14 protein-coding genes and 2 pseudogenes are annotated in these 15,733 nt (G+C 67.6%); 9 read left to right on the forward strand and 7 right to left on the reverse strand.

Annotated elements, in window-relative coordinates; genetic code table 11:
- From V9G04_16265 to secA, 6 genes and pseudogenes are all read left to right on the forward strand, one after another.
- Entirely contained in the window at positions 1 to 1,701 is a 1,701-nt protein-coding gene (locus V9G04_16265) for an LpqB family beta-propeller domain-containing protein (protein MEI2714797.1), read from the forward strand.
- An 81-nt stretch (positions 1,702 to 1,782) separates the two neighbouring features.
- Positions 1,783 to 2,505 carry a ComF family protein gene (locus V9G04_16270; GenBank protein ID MEI2714798.1) on the forward strand — a complete coding sequence of 241 codons (723 nt, stop codon included), beginning with the start codon at positions 1,783 to 1,785 and terminating at the stop codon, positions 2,503 to 2,505.
- A gap of 397 nt (positions 2,506 to 2,902) precedes the next feature.
- Positions 2,903 to 3,529, forward strand: a complete 627-nt coding sequence (raiA, locus tag V9G04_16275; protein MEI2714799.1) for a ribosome-associated translation inhibitor RaiA — start codon at positions 2,903 to 2,905, stop codon at positions 3,527 to 3,529.
- Positions 3,530 to 3,622: 93 nt separating this feature from the next.
- Positions 3,623 to 4,300, forward strand: a complete 678-nt coding sequence (locus tag V9G04_16280; protein ID MEI2714800.1) for a response regulator transcription factor — start codon at positions 3,623 to 3,625, stop codon at positions 4,298 to 4,300.
- A gap of 8 nt (positions 4,301 to 4,308) precedes the next feature.
- Positions 4,309 to 5,541 carry a crosslink repair DNA glycosylase YcaQ family protein gene (locus V9G04_16285; GenBank protein MEI2714801.1) on the forward strand — a complete coding sequence of 411 codons (1,233 nt, stop codon included), beginning with the start codon at positions 4,309 to 4,311 and terminating at the stop codon, positions 5,539 to 5,541.
- 53 nt (positions 5,542 to 5,594) lie between these two features.
- Positions 5,595 to 8,451 (forward strand): annotated as a pseudogene (gene secA / locus V9G04_16290) (preprotein translocase subunit SecA).
- Between the two features lie 3 nt (positions 8,452 to 8,454).
- On the opposite strand, the gene V9G04_16295 reads toward secA, so the two are convergent.
- Together V9G04_16295 and V9G04_16300 are read right to left on the reverse strand one after the other, a co-directional pair.
- Positions 8,455 to 8,964, reverse strand: a complete 510-nt coding sequence (locus V9G04_16295) for an Rv3235 family protein (GenBank protein MEI2714802.1) — start codon at positions 8,962 to 8,964, stop codon at positions 8,455 to 8,457.
- Positions 8,961 to 9,551: a hypothetical protein gene (locus tag V9G04_16300; protein ID MEI2714803.1), complete on the reverse strand. Its 591-nt coding sequence runs from the start codon at positions 9,549 to 9,551 to the stop codon at positions 8,961 to 8,963. The genes V9G04_16295 and V9G04_16300 overlap by 4 nt, the downstream gene beginning before the upstream one ends.
- A gap of 132 nt (positions 9,552 to 9,683) precedes the next feature.
- On the opposite strand from V9G04_16300, the gene V9G04_16305 reads away from it, so the two are divergent.
- Positions 9,684 to 10,232, forward strand: coding sequence for a hypothetical protein (locus V9G04_16305; protein MEI2714804.1), 549 nt, complete (start codon positions 9,684 to 9,686; stop codon positions 10,230 to 10,232).
- A gap of 6 nt (positions 10,233 to 10,238) precedes the next feature.
- Here V9G04_16305 and V9G04_16310 read toward each other — a convergent pair whose 3' ends face one another.
- From V9G04_16310 to V9G04_16330, 5 genes and pseudogenes are all read right to left on the reverse strand, one after another.
- Complete coding sequence (locus V9G04_16310; protein ID MEI2714805.1) at positions 10,239 to 10,586, reverse strand: sec-independent translocase; 348 nt, start codon at positions 10,584 to 10,586, stop codon at positions 10,239 to 10,241.
- A gap of 3 nt (positions 10,587 to 10,589) precedes the next feature.
- Positions 10,590 to 11,750 (reverse strand): P-loop NTPase, encoded by a 1,161-nt coding sequence (locus tag V9G04_16315; GenBank protein ID MEI2714806.1) that lies wholly within the window; start codon positions 11,748 to 11,750, stop codon positions 10,590 to 10,592.
- Between the two features lie 49 nt (positions 11,751 to 11,799).
- Positions 11,800 to 12,195: a GtrA family protein gene (locus V9G04_16320; GenBank protein MEI2714807.1), complete on the reverse strand. Its 396-nt coding sequence runs from the start codon at positions 12,193 to 12,195 to the stop codon at positions 11,800 to 11,802.
- Positions 12,192 to 12,723: pseudogene (locus V9G04_16325) on the reverse strand (DUF1003 domain-containing protein). Before V9G04_16325 ends, V9G04_16320 begins: the two are co-directional and overlap by 4 nt.
- Positions 12,720 to 13,967 carry a CBS domain-containing protein gene (locus V9G04_16330; protein ID MEI2714808.1) on the reverse strand — a complete coding sequence of 416 codons (1,248 nt, stop codon included), beginning with the start codon at positions 13,965 to 13,967 and terminating at the stop codon, positions 12,720 to 12,722. The pseudogene V9G04_16325 and the gene V9G04_16330 overlap by 4 nt, the downstream one beginning before the upstream one ends.
- A gap of 158 nt (positions 13,968 to 14,125) precedes the next feature.
- Between V9G04_16330 and V9G04_16335 the strand changes: the two genes are divergently transcribed.
- On the forward strand, positions 14,126 to 15,298 hold the full coding sequence (locus tag V9G04_16335; protein ID MEI2714809.1) for an endonuclease/exonuclease/phosphatase family protein: 1,173 nt from the start codon (positions 14,126 to 14,128) through the stop codon (positions 15,296 to 15,298).
- 1 nt (position 15,299) lies between these two features.
- A complete protein-coding gene (locus tag V9G04_16340) occupies positions 15,300 to 15,719 on the forward strand; it encodes a hypothetical protein (protein ID MEI2714810.1) in 420 nt (139 codons plus the stop codon).
- Positions 15,720 to 15,733 lie beyond the last annotated feature (14 nt).

Raw genomic sequence — 15,733 nt, forward strand, 5'->3', positions numbered from 1 at the left:
ATGCGTCGACTCTCCTTGCTGTTGCTGATCGTGCTCGCCCTGACGGGGTGCGTACGCCTGCCCAGCAGCGGACCCGTGGTGGAGGCCACGGACGTGGGCGGGTCCGGGCAGCGGGTCGACTGCTGCTATCTGCCCAACCCGCCACGGGTGGGCGAGACGACCAGCCAGATCGCGGCGCACTTCCTCGAAGCGATGACCGCCACTCCGTTGCAGACGACGGTGGCCCAACAGTTCCTCACGGCGCGAGCGCGTGAGCAGTGGCGCCCCGAGCGGTCCACCCTGATCTACGGCAGTGTCGCGATCAGAGGTCAACGTCAGGTGTCGATCACCCTGCGTGATGTCTACGAGGTGGACGAACACGGCACCTATCGCCGTACGGATCGCAGTCGCAGCCTCGTCTTCGGCATGGAGCGGGAGTCCGGGGAATGGCGGATCAGCGGCGTGCCGGACGCGCTGATCGTCCCCGCGACCTGGGCCAGCGACAACATCGAGACCGCCAACGCCTATTTCGTCGACCCCACCAGCCGGGTCTTGGTGCCGGAACCGATCCACGTGCCGCGCGGGGACGGCTTCGCGACCGCGTTGATGGAGAGCCTGCTCGCCGGGCCCGGTCGGCGACGCGAGGGCGTGATGCAGAGCTTCCTCCCGGCCAACCTCAGCCTCGGCCTGTCGGTCCCGGTCGACGCGGACGGCACCGCGATGGTCGAGTTGGAGGGGGACGCGTCCGGAATCTCGGCCGATCAGGCCGAGTTGATGGCGACGCAGATCGCATGGACGCTGCGCCAGGACACCACGATCCGCAGGATCAAACTCACCGCAGATGGTCGCACCCTGCCCGGACAGCCGACCGAGATCTCTCTGCAGACCGGGGACCAGTTGGACCCTGCGGCCTTCGGTGCCTCGACCCGACTCTGGGGGATTCGGCAGGGACGAGTCGTCTCAGGCACGGTCACGATGCTCGACCCGGTCGTCGGGAAGCTCGGGCGCAGTGATTTCGGCCTGCGCAGCCTGGCGGTCAGTCTCCGCGGCACCGAGATCGCCGGTGTGTCCGGCGACGGCACGGCGGTTCTGCGCGGTCCCGTCGGTGCCGGGCAGGTCGACGAGGTGGTCAGTGCCGCCTCAGACCTGCTGCCGCCCGCGTGGGACGTGCAGGGCCGACTCTGGCTTCTGGACCGCACTCCGGTCGGCACGCAGGTGAGCGTGATCCTCGACTCCGATCAGGCGCCACTGCCGGTGCCGGGACTTCTACCCGGTCGGGTGGCGAACTTCGTGGTGTCGCGTGACGGCACCCGTCTGGTGGGGCTGGTGCGTGGCGAACGCCGCGATCGGCTGGTGAGCTATCGGATCGAGACCCGCGTCAACGGTGCCCCTCGGCTCGTCACTCCGGTCGCGCTCGGAACGGGGGCGAGCCCGCGCCTGCGGCGGATCCGCGACATCGCCTGGCGCACCCCGACAACCTTGGCGGTGCTTGCGCCCCTCGGCGAGTTGTCCCAACTGCGCACCTTGAACATCGACGGGTCACCGTCTGGTCTGCAGAGTTGGCCGACCCTGGCCAAGGAGTTCGCGAACCTTGCCGGCGCGCCCGATCCCGACACTGAATTCCTGGCGACGTACCCGGGCTACGTAACCTTGCCCTACGCCTCCAGCCGCCAGTTGGTGGCGGTCGACGTCGACGCTTCGAGCCTCACCTACGTCGGCTGAACGCCGCTGCTCCAGGCCTGCTCTCCACAGGCCGGACCAGCCTGCTGGCGCGAGCCCGTGACACCTGCTGCGATGGGCGCTATGGCGAGTGCGGCCGAGCCGGGGTGGTTGCGCGACGGACTGCGCGACGTGCTGGCCGGGTCGCGTTGTCTGGGTTGTGAGCGTCCCGGTCGGTTGCTGTGTCCTTCGTGCGGTGCCACCCTGCGCTCGCCCGCCCGGCGGGTCGAGCCTCAGCCGTGTCCGCCCGGGCTGGCGCGGTGTTGGGCGGCTTGGGACTACTCGGGGCTGGCCAAGGACGTGATCAACGGACACAAGGAGCACTCCTACTTCGGGTTGCGTACCCCGCTGGCACGAACACTCGCCGACGTGGTCGTGGCGGCCTCGGCGCCCGCCGTCGACCCGGTCGTACTCGTGCCCATCCCGAGTGCGCGGGCCACCACTCGGGCACGCGGATACGCACCGCTGCAGGTGGTGGTTCGGATGGCCGCGAGCCGGTTGCGAGCCCAGGGGCACGAGGTCAGGACGCAGACCCTGCTCCGGCCCTGGTGCCCCGCGCGAGACCAGGTGGGGCTCAACGCCTCGCAGCGGTATGCCAACCTGCGCGATTCGCTGGTCTGCGACAGTGCCGCAGTCCGTCGGCTCGGGCGACGGCAGTCTCGCGCCTGGGTGGTGTTGTGCGACGACGTCATCACCACCGGCGCCACGGCGTACGAAGCCCAGCGCGCGCTCGTCGCGGCGGGTCTGCGGCCGGCTTCGATCGCGGCGATCGCTGCCACGCAACGCACCTGGCAGCCCCGCGCGTGACGGCGCGTCCCCCCACCCTTTCGCCGCAACCGGGGCTGGACTAACGTCTGGTCATGGAGTCCGTCCGGGTCCGTGGTTGCGCTTCTCGGGCCAGTTGTGTCTTGACACACTCCTCGGGCAGCAAGCCGATGCCAGTCGCAGGCGAAACGGCCCACGTAAGCCCGGCTCCGCGACGGAGTCGCGTGATCACGGTGCGGCTTAGAAGTAAGTCCTGCCTCGCCTCCGACGTCAGATACGTCGGCGCGTCCGTTCCCTTCGGGGTTCGGCGTACGCGGGAGAAGGTCAGTAGTGGCACCAAGCTGCGAGCACCTCAGCAGGCGGCTGTGGGGACGAAGACCAGGTCGGCCGGACGGGCTCCATCCGAGCATTCACACCCAACCCCCTCCAGGAGGAAAAGATGGATGTTGTTGTCAGCGGGCGTCACTTCGAGGTCACGGATCGATTCCGTAGCCATGTGACCGAGAAGCTTGCTCGGTTGGAGAAGCACGATCACCGCATCATCCGTGTCGACGTGGAGGTGGAGAACGAGCGCAACCCGCGACTGGTCGACCGCGCCGTACGCGTCGAGCTCACCGCGTTCTCCAAGGGTCCGATCATCCGTGCGGAGGCTGCGGCCAGCGACAAGATGGGGGCACTGGACCTGGCGCTGGACAAGATGGCCTCGCAGATGCGCCGCGCATCCGACCGGCGCCGCACCGCCAACCGAGGAAAGCCCAAGGCCGGGGTCGCGGCGGAACTCAACGCCATCCTCGACGGTCAGGACGCAGCGGACCTCGACGGTGCGAAGCCCACGGATCAGGCGGGGCCGATCGAAGTCGACGGCGACGGGCCCCTGGTCGTACGCCAGAAGTCGTTCAAGGCCTCGCCGATGTCGCTGGACCAGGCGCTGTACGAGATGGAGTTGGTCGGCCACGACTTCTTCCTCTTCGTGGACAAGGAGAGTCAGCGTCCGTCGGTGCTCTACCGCCGCCGCGGTTATAACTACGGCGTGATCGACCTCGACGTGGAGAACGGCGACGCCTGATCATCTCCAGAACTAGTCCCCGGTGGTCCGTGTGACCCCGGGGACTAGTTTCATTTTGCGTCACAGGACTAGTCCTTCTGTCATGATTCGCGAATGGGTGCTCCCTCATCCTCGGCCGGCGAGCCGATCCGAGTGCTCGTCGTCGACGACCAGGAGTTGTTCCGGCGCGGGATCACGATGCTGCTTGCGGACGAGCCCGGCATCAGCGTGATCGGAGAGGCGGGCGACGGGTTGGCCGGAGCCTCTGCCGCAGCCGAGCTCGCACCCGACGTGGTGCTGTTGGACGTACGCATGCCGCGCCGCTCGGGGATCGAGTCGTGTCGCGAGATCAAGACCGTCTCGCCGACGACCAAGATCGTGATGCTGACCGTGTCCGATGACGAGAACGACCTGTATGAGGCCGTCAAGAGTGGTGCCTCCGGGTACCTGCTCAAGGACTCCTCCATCGAGGAGGTTGCGCAGGCGGTGCGAGTGGTGCACGACGGGCATTCGCTGATCTCGCCGGCGATGGCCATCAAGCTGATCGAGGAGTTCAAGGAGTTGGCGCGCCGCTCGCACGGTGAGGCGGCGTTGCGGCTCACCGATCGAGAACTCGAAGTGCTTCGCCTGGTGGCCCAGGGGCTGGCCAACCGTGACATCGCCGCCGAGTTGTTCATCTCCGAGAACACCGTGAAGAACCACGTCCGCAACATCTTGGACAAGCTCCAACTGCACTCACGGATGGAAGCGGTGATGTACGCCGTGCGCGAGAAGCTGTTCGAGATCGAGTGATCCCCTCGGTGACCACACAGTCGCTCAGCCGGGCTCAGGCCCGACGCATCGGCCTGGCCGCCCAGGGGTTCCTCGATCCACCCGTGGCGCGCCCGACGCTGCGTACGCTCGAGCGCACCGTGGCGCGCACCGGAGTGCTGCAGGTCGACTCGGTCAATGTGTTGCAGCGGGCGCACCTGATGCCGTTGTACGCCCGGATGGGGCCGTACGACACCGACCTGCTGCGTCGAGCCAGCACCGGCACCGCGCGCTCGCCGCGGCGGCTCGTGGAGTATTGGGCGCACGTCCAGGCGCTGATGCCCGTGGAGTTGTGGCCCGCGATGCGGCATCGGATGCGCGACTATCAGGTAAAGGGCAGCCACTGGGGCTTCACCGCCGACCACGGCATCACCCGTGAGGTGCTGGAGGTCGTCCGTGGGCGCGGCCCGGTGACGGCGCGCGACCTTGAGACAGAGTTCGAGTCTGGCCCGCGCAGCAAGGAGCACTGGGGCTGGAACTGGTCACAGGCTCGCCAATCCCTCGACTTCCTCTACCGTTGCGGGGAGTTGGCGATCGCCGGGCGCAACAGCCAGTTCGAGGTCAGCTACGACGTGGCGCAACGGGTGATCCCGGCACGGCACTTCGAGGCTCCTGAACTGTCGGCGGAGGACGCGCGCGTCGAACTCGTGCGCCGCGCTGCACGTTCGTACGGCGTCGCGACCACTGCGGACCTTCGTGACTACTACCGGATTACCCGACTCTCCGACACCCAACGAGCCGTCGATCGCCTGGTCGAGGGAGGCGAGTTGCATCCGGTCGTGGTCGAGGGCTGGCGTCGCCCGGCGTACCTGCATCACCAGGCGCGGCTCCCGCGACGCGTGTCGGCGCGCACCCTGTTGAGCCCGTTCGATCCCGTGGTGTGGCACCGCGAACGCACCGAAGCACTCTTCGACTTTCACTACCGCATCGAGATCTACGTGCCGGCAGCGAAGCGACAGTTCGGCTACTACTGCCTGCCGTTCCTGCTCGGTGACACCGTGGTCGGACGGGTGGATCTGAAAGCCGACCGCAGGCACGGCCGTCTCCTGGTCCCGGCCGCGTACGCCGAGCCGGCGGCGCCCGCCGACACCGCGACGCATCTGGCGTGGGAGTTGCGTCGACTGGCGGACTGGCTGGGGCTGGCGCAGATCGTCGTGCAGCCTCGTGGAGATCTCGCGCCGGCGCTGGGCGCCGCAGTTGGGGGCCTCGGCCTGGCTGGGTAGAGTGACCGAGGCTCGGAATCGGGCCGACACGAACCCTCCAGGAGTCTCCGCACGTGCCTGCCATCATCGACAAACTGCTCCGCATCGGCGAGGGCAAGATCATCCGCCAGCTCGAGGCGATCGCCAAGGCCGTGAACGCAGTCGAGGATGACTTCGTCAAGATGACCGACGAGGAACTCCAAGCCATGACCGAGGAGTTCAAGCAGCGCTATGCCGACGGTGAGTCGCTGGACAAACTGATGCCCGAGGCGTTCGCGACCGTACGCGAAGCCGCGCACCGCGTGATCGGCCAACGCCACTACGACGTCCAGATCATGGGCGGCGCGGCGCTGCACTTGGGCAACATCGCCGAGATGAAGACCGGTGAGGGCAAGACGCTGGTCGCGACCCTCCCGGCGTACCTCAACGCCATCTCGGGCGAGGGCGTCCACGTCGTCACGGTCAACGATTATCTGGCGAAGTACCAGGCCGAATGGATGGGGCGCATCCACCAGTTCCTGGGGCTGACGGTCGGGGTGATCCTGCCGCACATGCGCCCCGCGGAGCGGCGCGAGGCGTACGCCTGCGACATCACCTACGGCACCAACAACGAACTCGGTTTCGACTACCTGCGCGACAACATGGCCGGCGCTCTGGCGGACTGCGTCCAGCGCGGCCACAACTTCGCCATCGTCGACGAGGTCGACTCGATCCTGATCGACGAGGCCCGGACCCCGCTGATCATCAGCGGCCCGACCCAGGACGAGGTCAAGTGGTACGGCGAGTTCGCCAAGATCTCGAGCCGGATGACCCGCGACGTCGACTACGAGGTGGACGAGAAGAAGCGCACGATCTCAGTGCTGGAGCCGGGCATTACCAAGGTCGAGGACCACCTCGGCATCGACAACCTGTACGACTCGGTCAACACCCCGCTGATCTCCTTCATGCACAACTCGATCAAGGCCAAGGAGCTGTTCCACAACGACAAGGAGTACGTCGTCTTGGACGGCGAGGTCCTGATCGTCGACGAGCACACCGGCCGCATCCTGGCCGGGCGTCGCTACAACGACGGTCTGCACCAGGCCATCGAGGCCAAGGAGGGCGTCGAGGTCCAGGAGGAGTACCAGACGCTGGCGACGGTCACACTGCAGAACTACTTCCGCCTCTACAACAAGCTTCTCCGGCATGACCGGCACCGCGATGACCGAGGCGTCGGAGTTCGACAAGATCTACAAACTCGGTGTGGTGCCGATCCGCACCAACAAGCCGATGATCCGCAAGGACCAGCCCGACCTCGTCTACCGCACGGAGGAGGCGAAGTACGCCGCCGTCGTCGAGGACATCGAAGAGCGACACCGTGCCGGCCAGCCGGTGCTGGTCGGCACCGTGTCGGTGGAGAAGTCGGAGTTGCTGGGCAAGTTGCTCAAGCAGCGCGGCATCGCCCACACCGTCCTCAACGCCAAGCAGCACTCCAGCGAGGCGAAGGTCGTTGCGCTGGCCGGTCACAAGGGCGCCGTGACGGTGGCGACCAACATGGCCGGTCGAGGCACCGACATCATGCTCGGTGGCTCGGTCGACTTCCTCGCCGACGAGGAGTTGCGCAAGCAAGGTCTCGACCCGACCGAGGACGCGGACGACTACAACGCGGCCTGGCCGGCGACCGTCGAGCGCATCAAAGCGCAGGTCGAGGCCGAGCACGATGCGGTCAAGGAACTCGGCGGCCTGTACGTGATCGGCACCGAGCGGCACGAGTCGCGCCGCATCGACAACCAGCTGCGTGGTCGTTCCGGCCGTCAGGGTGACCCGGGCGAGTCGCGCTTCTATCTGTCCTTGCAGGACGAGCTGATGCGGCTGTTCAAGTCCGACTGGGTCGACCGTGTCCTGGTGATGATGAAGATCCCCGACGACGTCCCCATCGAGAACAAGCGCGTCACCGGCGCGATCGCCTCGGCGCAGAGCCAGGTCGAGGCGCTCAACTTCGAGTCCCGCAAGAACGTCTTGAAGTACGACGACGTGATGGATCGCCAGCGTCAGGTGATCTACGGCGAGCGTCGTGAGGTGCTCGAAGGCGCCGACCTCGAGGCCCAGATCCGTACCTTCCTCGATGACGTCATCGCCGACTTCGTGCACGCGTCGACCGAGGACCTGGCAGAGGCCTGGGATCTCGACGCCCTGTGGGTCGCGCTCAAGCAGCTCTACCCGGTCGCCATCACCGCCGCCGACGTGGAGGGTTCGACCGGTCGCGGCGGGCTCAGCCGTGAGGCGTTGATCGAGGATCTGCGCAAGGACGCTCAGGCGGCGTACGACGCGCGCGAGGCCGCGGTCGGCGAAGAGGTCATGCGCGAGCTGGAGCGTCGCGTCACGCTGTCCGTGCTCGACCGCAAGTGGCGCGAACACCTCTACGAGATGGACTACTTGCGCGAAGGCATCTACCTGCGGGCCTACAGCCAGCGGGACCCGCTGGTGGAATACCAGCGCGAGGGCTTCGACATGTTCACCAACATGATGGGTGGCATCAAGGAGGAGGTCGTCGGCTACCTGTTCAACCTGTCGGTGGAATTGGAGGACGACGAGGACGACGCGCCCGAGGCTGAAGTGATCGAGCCGATGCGCCAGTCGGTGCCCGACATCCCGTCCGCAGAGGACGAGTCGGCGGCCCCGCCCTCGGTCTTCGAGAAGCAGCCACACTTCCGCGCACCTGGTCTCGACCGGCCCAAACAGCCACAGCATCTCGCCTACTCCGCCCCGCGCGAGGGTGTCGGCGAGATCGGGGACGACGACGTCGAGGTGCGCTCGGAGGCGGTGGCGGGCGATGACGAGTTCGCCGGCGTCGGCCGCAACTCGTTGTGCCCGTGCGGTTCGGGCAAGAAGTTCAAGCGCTGTCACGGTGCGCCGGGTGGCCCCAGCGGCCTCAAGGCGCGGGTCAACTGACCCTCAGGCCCACTCCAGGGCGGTGCACTGCATCCGCCCCTCGATCAGTTCGAAGCGAGCCGCGATTGCGCGATGGCGCGCGCCATAACGCACGACCGCAGCAGCCTCGCAGGTCGTGGCGGCCACGAAACTGGTGTGCAACGACGTGATGCTGGGCCGGACCGTCGGCCCCGCGATCGTCGCTGCCCGCCCGGGCAGGGACGTCACCGACCCGCGGACGAGTTGGGCACGTCGGACCAGATCCTCATAGACCTCCTCCTGCATCCAGCGGACCAGTTGCGTGGCACTGCGTTGGCCGGCCACGACGTCGACAGCCGACTGCAGGAATCGGCCCGCCCATTGGTCGAACCGCTTGCGCCGGAGCGGGTCGATCCGCGCGACATCGTGGGCACAGTTGCGGTCCGCAGGGTCGGGGGGAGCGACGGGCTCGTGCAACGAGAGTGCAAGGGTGCCCTGCAGTGGCGCGATCGGCGCGGGCATTCGTCGGCGTCGTGCTTCCTCTAGGGCGGTCATCGCGGATTCCTTTCCATCGGTGTCGGGAGGCGAAGACGAAGGCCGGGGCGGATCAGATCCGGATCCGGGCCGATCTCGTGCCGGTTGAGCGCGTGCAGACGGGCCACGACGCGGGCGATGTGCGCAGGTGTGGCTCCGGCGGGCAGGGAGCGCTCGGCCAGTCGCCAGAGGCAGTCGCCTGGGCGTACGACCATCACGGCAGGTGGCGGCGCGGCTTCGGTGGGGCCGGTGCTCGGGAGGGTCGGCACGGTCAATCCCTCGAGAGGAGTCGGTGCGTCATCCAGGGCGTGGGAGGGTGCGGCCGAGACGACCAGACCGAACCCGCACGCCGCGAACACCAGGCGGCGGACCAGGAGCGGGCAACCACGTCGTCCCTGCGCCCGGCCGCGCAGCACGTCCACGACTGACAACAGACCGCACAGCCACAGCCAGAGCAGGCACGCGAAGGCCAGGCTTCCGCAGAGATGTCCCAGGGCCTGGTCGAGGGTCTCGTTCGCGCGTACGCCCGGGTGCCGCAGCGCGGCGACCGCGACGAGGTCCGGCCACAGCCAAGCGCAGGCCGCCGACGTCGCGGCGGTCAACAGCACCGCCACAAAGAGTGGGCGGAGTCGAGAGCGTCCGTTCAGCCACATATCCCTATGTTTGCGACTGTTTGCGTGGGTCAAACCTGTTTTGCCAATCTGTGCATAACCCACGGCCCCGCGGGAACGTCACCTCACATGGGCTGGGACGACGACCTGTTCGCGGTGTTCGACGACCTCGAATCGCAGGCAGGGGCGCTGTTCGCCCAGGAGCGGGACCTCGAACTCGCCGACCGGGCGCGCTCGGAGTACGCGTCGGTGACGTTGGCCAGCCGGCTGATGGCAAGCGTCGGTCGATCCCTGCTCCTCGACGTCGAGGGCGTCGGACAGATCCGCGGCGACCTACGCCGCGCCACCGGCTCCTGGAGCCTCCTGGAGGGTCACCGGCAGGAGTGGATCGTCTCGCACGCGTCGCTCACCTCGGTCGTCGGTGCCTCGACGCGGTCAGTGCCCGAGGCGGCGTGGTCGGCACTGGCGCGGTTGGGACTCGGCTCCGCGCTGCGACGACTCGCCGACGAGCAGATGGCGTGTGTGATCCGGCTTCGCGACGGTGCCGCCCATCGCGTGGTTCCCCAACGCATCGGTCACGACTTCGTCGAGGCAGCCGATCCCTCGGGGCACCGCCGGCTCCTCGCGCTCGCCGCCGTGGCGGCAGTTCAGAGCCGTGACGACATCGTCGAGGTCTGAGCCTGCTCAGGTCGCTTCTGAATCGAAGGGTGGCCGTTCGCCGCTCTGCTCGGCAGCCAACTCCGCGGCGACCTCCTGGGTCACCTTGGCGCGCTCCTCGGCATCGAGATCCTTGAGCGCTTCGGCGATGTGCTTGCGTACGATCGTGCGCGGGTCCAGGTCCTGCAGGCGCAGGTCGGCGAACTCGGGACCGAGTTCCTGACGCAGATCGGTTTTCGCCTGGTTGGCCATCTTCGTGGCCGAGCGGACCATCCGGCCAGCCTGACGAGCCAACTCGGGAAGCCGGTCAGGACCCACGACGAGCACCGCGACGAACGCGATAAGCGCGAGTTCTTGAAGACCGATCCCGAACACGGATCAGAACCTACTCGCTGGCGTCAATCCGAGTTGCATTCCTGCCAAACCTCGTCCCCGTCCCGACAGGGTCGAAGCGATCCGGATGAGTTCCGACGCGGCGGGAAGGTCGGGGGAGGTGCCGACGATCGGCTCGCCCGAGTCGCCGCCCTCACGCAGGGTCGACTCCAACGGGATCTGGCCCAGGACGGGCACGTCGTAGCCGAAACGCTCCGACAGGGTCGCTGCCACCTTCGCGCCCCCTCCGGAACCGAAGATCTCCAGACGGTGGTCTTCCTCGGCCGGGCAGTGTGGGCACACCAGGTAGGCCATGTTCTCGATCACGCCGACGACGCGCTGGTGCATCATCGAGGCCATGGTGCCGGCTCGCTCGGCGACCTCGGCGGCAGCTTCCTGCGGTGTCGTGACCACCACGACCTCCGCGTTGGGCAGATGCTGCCCCAGCGAGATCGCGACGTCGCCGGTGCCCGGGGGGAGGTCGAGCAGCAGGACGTCGATATCGCCCCAATACACGTCGGCAAGCATCTGAACCAAGGCGCGGTCGAGCATCGGTCCGCGCCAGGCCACGACCTGATCACGGCGCGGCTTGAGCATGCCGATGGAGATCACCGAGACGCCGGAGGGTGTCGGTACCGGCATGATCAGGTCCTCGACCTGCGTCGGCCGCGCGTCCGCGACGCCCAGCATCGCGGGCACCGAGTGTCCGTAGATGTCTGCGTCCACGACGCCGACCTTCAGTCCCTGGGCGGCCATTGCCTGAGCCAGGTTGACCGTGACCGAGGACTTGCCGACCCCGCCCTTTCCGCTGGCGATGGCGAAGACCTTGGTCAGGCTGCCCGGCTGTGCGAACGGGATCTCACGCTGGGCCTGACCGCCGCGCAGTTTCTCCTGAAGTTGCGCGCGCTGGTCTTGCGTCATCACGCCCAGATCGACCGTCACACCGGTGACGCCGGCGACCGCCGACACGGCTGCCGTGACATCTCGGGTGATGGTGTCCTTCAAGGGGCAGCCGGCGACGGTGAGCAGCACGGAGACCACGACCTGCCCGGCGTCATCGACGTCGACCGAGGACACCATGCCGAGGTCGGTGATAGGGCGTTTGATCTCCGGGTCGTTCACCGTGGCCAGTGCGGCGTTGATGCGATCCAGATCGGGGTGACTCATGAGGTCAGAGCCTACGTCTCGCTCCCAGTCTCGCGGTGGGCGGCCCGCGTCAGCGAAACACCACGTAGCGATAGCCCAGGAAGTTCAGGGTCAGCCCCACGCCGGCAGAGAGCACCTTGCCCACGACCGCTGGCATCCCGGCCCACACCGCGCACCAGATCACGAACGGGACGGCTACCCAGGCCGTGGTGGCGCTCACGCCGTAGAAGAGCACCGCATGGCGCAGATCCAGACGCTCGCGCGAGAAGGTGAACTTGCCGTGCATCAAGAAGCCGGCCGTCATCGCAAGGGACGTCGCGAAGAAGTTCGCCCACCAGATGCCCAAGGACGGCTCCAGCAGCGCGAAGGTGCCGACATCGATGGCGGTGTTGGTTGCCCCCACCAGGAGGTAGCGCACCTTGGGGGACGCGGCCAGTGCCCTCAAGCCAGCGACGGCGCCGGTCATGCCTCCTCGGCCTCGTCCTCGACGGACTGCCTGCCGTGCTCGCGCTCACTCTGGCGCTCCTCGAGTTCGGAGAGCAGCGCGCGCAGTTCCGAACGCAGGTAGTCGCGAGTGGCCACCTCGCCCATCGCCATCCGCAGTGAAGCGACCTCGCGTGCCAGGAACTCCATGTCCGCATGGGCCCTGGTGTTCGCCTGGCGATCCTGTTCGGCGATCACCTTGTCGCGCTGTTCTTGTCGGTTCTGGGCGAGCAGGATCAGCGGGGCTGCGTACGACGCCTGCAGGCTCAGCATGAAGGTCAACAGGATCAGCGTCTCGTCGTCGAACCGGGAGCTCGTGCGGCCCGAGCAGGTTCCACACGATCCAGGCGACTACGAAGATCGTCATATAGACGATGAACTGGGCGGTGCCCATGAAGCGGGCGAATTTCTCCGCGAACACACCGAAGGCATCCGGGTCGTACGACCTCAGTGCCGACCCGCGCCGATGGGTCAGTGGCGTGTCGAGGCCCGGGCGGCGACGCTCGCTCACCATTCACCTCTCTTGTTGTCGCGCCACCCGTCGGGCAACAGGTGGTCGAGGAGGTCGTCGACCGTGACCACGCCGAGCAGGCGGCCCTCCTCGTCCACCACCGGGGCAGCGGTGAGGTTGTAGAAGGCCAGATGCACCGCGACGTCCTGCAAGGACGCGTCGGCTCGGATATAGGTCGTCTCCTGGTCCAACAGCCCGGCGACCTGCGTGGAGGGAGGCTCTCGCAGCAGACGCTGGATGTGGACCAGGCCGAGAAGGCGCCCCGTGGGAGTCTCCATCGGAGGACGGCAGACGTACACCTGCGCGGCCAAGGACGTGGGCAGTTCCTCTCGGCGTACGTGTGCCAGCGCCTCGGCCACCGTCGCGTCCGGAGGCAGGATCACCGGCTCCGGCGTCATCATGCCGCCCGCGGTCTCCTCGCCGTACTGCATCAGGCGGCGTACGTCCTCGCGCTCCTCCGGGCGCATCAACTCCAACAGCGCGGCGGCGGTGTCGGGAGGCAGATCGGCGATCAGATCCGCCGCGTCGTCGGGCGACATCTCCTCCAGGACGTCCGCGGCACGTTCGTCGTCGAGGTGCTCCAAGATCTCGACCTGGTCCTCCTCGGGGAGTTCCTCGAGCACGTCGGCCAACCGCTCGTCGTCCAGTGCCGCGATCACCTGGGCTCGCCGCTCGCTGGGCAGGTCGTGCAGGACGTTGGCGGCATCGGCCGGGCGCATCTCGTTGAGTGCCGCGACCAGGTGGGCCGCGCCCTGGGTCTCCTCGTGCCGAGCCAGGCCCTCGACGTCGTCCCACTCCGCGACATGCTGCTGCCCACGCCGACGCAGTCCCTTGGCCGGCTCTTGTACGGCGACCCGGCTCAGCACCCAGTCGCGATTGCGGCTCTGCTCCATCGCCACGTCGAAGACGGTCCCGGTCACCGCAGTGGAGCGGATGGTGACGCCACGGTCGAGCATCTGACCGATGACCAGCGTCTCGGAGGCGCGCAGTTCGAAGCGGCGCATGTTGAGCAGTCCGGTGGTGTACACGGCCCCGGCATCGATATTGGTCACCCTGGTCATCGGCACGAAGATCCGCTTGTGGCCGAACACCTCGACCACGATGCCCAGTACGCGGGGTTGGCTTCGCTCGGCTCGAATGGTCACCACGAGGTCGCGAACCTTGCCGACCTGGTCGCCGAGCGGGTCATAGACCGGGAAGCCGACGAGCCGGGCGGCGTAGATGCGCGAAGGACCCTGTCTCACCGTCCGCACGCTACCGCCCAGGACGTTCGGGATGGGGGAGCGCCGCGAAGGCGGCTCCCCGCGCCTGGTCGGGGTATGCTCGCTCGGTCCGTTTGCCACGGCGCCGCACTTTGGGGGATAGCGGTGCCGTCATAGAACGAAAACCTGGGAGCCTGTCTGTGGCGAAGCATGCCGGTCGACCGAGCCTTGCGCGGCGCCTGAGCGCGCCCTTCTCCGTGCTGATCACCGGTCTTGCGGTGCTGCTCGGGCTGGTGCTGCTGACGCGACCGGACACGGCCCCTACCTCGCCGGCCCAGCTCGCGGTCGCCGGCGACCCGGCCGCGCAGACAACCGCAGGCAAGATCACCACTTTGTCGCCCGAAGGCGACGCGCAGAAGAACGCGAAGGCGCGTCCTGGCAGCCAGATCGCCTCGCGCAGTCAGACCTCGCCGAGACCGGCCAGCGACCCGCACAAGTTCAAGCTCGCGCAGGAGCAGCGGCGCCTGAACGTGCGCGCTGCCCTGGTCACCGCACGCCAGTCGGCGCAGAAGGCCGAGCGCAAGGCGCAGCGGGTGGCGAAGGCCAAGAAGAGGGCCCAGGCCGCAGCCGCCGCGGGCACGAGTTCGTCGTCCTTCCGGATCGGCACGCTCAACATCCTGGGCAGCCAGCACACCCGTGGATCCAAGCGGTACGCCTCCGGTCCGGTGCGGGCAGGGTATTCGGCCGGACTCATCACCAGCCGAGGCCTCGACGTGGTCGGCATGCAGGAGGTGCAGGACGACCAGTTGCCCGTGCTGCTTCGTGGACTCGGCGGCTATGCCGTCTGGCCGCAGCACTCCATGGGCAGCAACGGCCAGCGCCTGCAGATCGCCTGGCGCACTTCGCGCTTCGAGATGCTCAGCGGCGGCTCGGTGACCTACACGTTCGACAATCAGAACATCCCGATGCCGTACGCCCTGCTCAAGGACCGAGCCACCGGCGCAGAGTTCTGGGTGATCAACACCCACAACTCCGCACGCAACCTCGAGGCGCAGCGCGACTCTGCCACCGCGATCCAGATCAGCCTGATCAACCGCCTCAAGGCGTCGGGCAAGCCGGTCTTCATCCTCGGCGACGTCAACGAACACACCGAGTTCTTCTACAAGGTCTGTGGTGCCACCGGACTGCGCGCCGCCAACGGTGGCGGGCCCGGCTGCGGACTGCCCGGCGGACCGCTGCGCGTGGACTGGATCATGGGCGGCGGCGGACGCGGAGTTGTCTTCTCCGGCTACGTTCAAGACGCAGCGTCATTGGCTCGGGCTTCCGACCACTACTTCCTCTACGCCAACGTCACGATCAACCCGGGAGGCTGACATGAGCGGACTATCCTCTCGCGCCGTCGTCGCGGTCGCGCTGGTGGCGCTCGGCCTGGTCGGGTGCGGCGACAGCGGGGACTCGGCCACCGACCCCGAGACTCCGACGAGCCCGGCGACCTCGGCGACCACGACCGAGACCGAGCCGACGGACTCCGAGTCGCCCCAGACCCCGACCGAGCCCTTGTGCTCGGACGTCGTCGTGGCCGGCGAGATGCTGCCCGAGGAGTACGCCGGCTGTTACGACGACGCCGCATCCACCTGGCTCAAAGCGCAGTCGCGCCAGTGCTCGTCAGGCCAGGGACTGACCGTGCTGGGGCCCAAGGCGTACGCCGTCGAGGGCCAACCGATCGTGGTGACCAAGAAGCCACTGGCCAAGAACAAGGCGTTCTTGGCCCTGGTCGAGAAATGCTCGGCCTGACCGAACCGATGCGA

It is taken from the genome of Nocardioides sp., assembly GCA_037045645.1.
Taxonomy (GTDB): Bacteria; Actinomycetota; Actinomycetes; order Propionibacteriales; family Nocardioidaceae; genus Nocardioides.

Coding starts and splice junctions, on each gene's coding strand:
- V9G04_16265 (MEI2714797.1), top strand. CDS start 1: ATGCGTCGACTCTCCTTGCTGTTGCTGATCGTGCTCGCCCTGACGGGG.
- V9G04_16270 (MEI2714798.1), top strand. CDS start 1,783: ATGGCGAGTGCGGCCGAGCCGGGGTGGTTGCGCGACGGACTGCGCGAC.
- raiA (MEI2714799.1), top strand. CDS start 2,903: ATGGATGTTGTTGTCAGCGGGCGTCACTTCGAGGTCACGGATCGATTC.
- V9G04_16280 (MEI2714800.1), top strand. CDS start 3,623: ATGGGTGCTCCCTCATCCTCGGCCGGCGAGCCGATCCGAGTGCTCGTC.
- V9G04_16295 (MEI2714802.1), bottom strand. CDS start 8,964: ATGACCGCCCTAGAGGAAGCACGACGCCGACGAATGCCCGCGCCGATC.
- V9G04_16305 (MEI2714804.1), top strand. CDS start 9,684: ATGGGCTGGGACGACGACCTGTTCGCGGTGTTCGACGACCTCGAATCG.
- V9G04_16315 (MEI2714806.1), bottom strand. CDS start 11,750: ATGAGTCACCCCGATCTGGATCGCATCAACGCCGCACTGGCCACGGTG.
- V9G04_16320 (MEI2714807.1), bottom strand. CDS start 12,195: ATGACCGGCGCCGTCGCTGGCTTGAGGGCACTGGCCGCGTCCCCCAAG.
- V9G04_16340 (MEI2714810.1), top strand. CDS start 15,300: ATGAGCGGACTATCCTCTCGCGCCGTCGTCGCGGTCGCGCTGGTGGCG.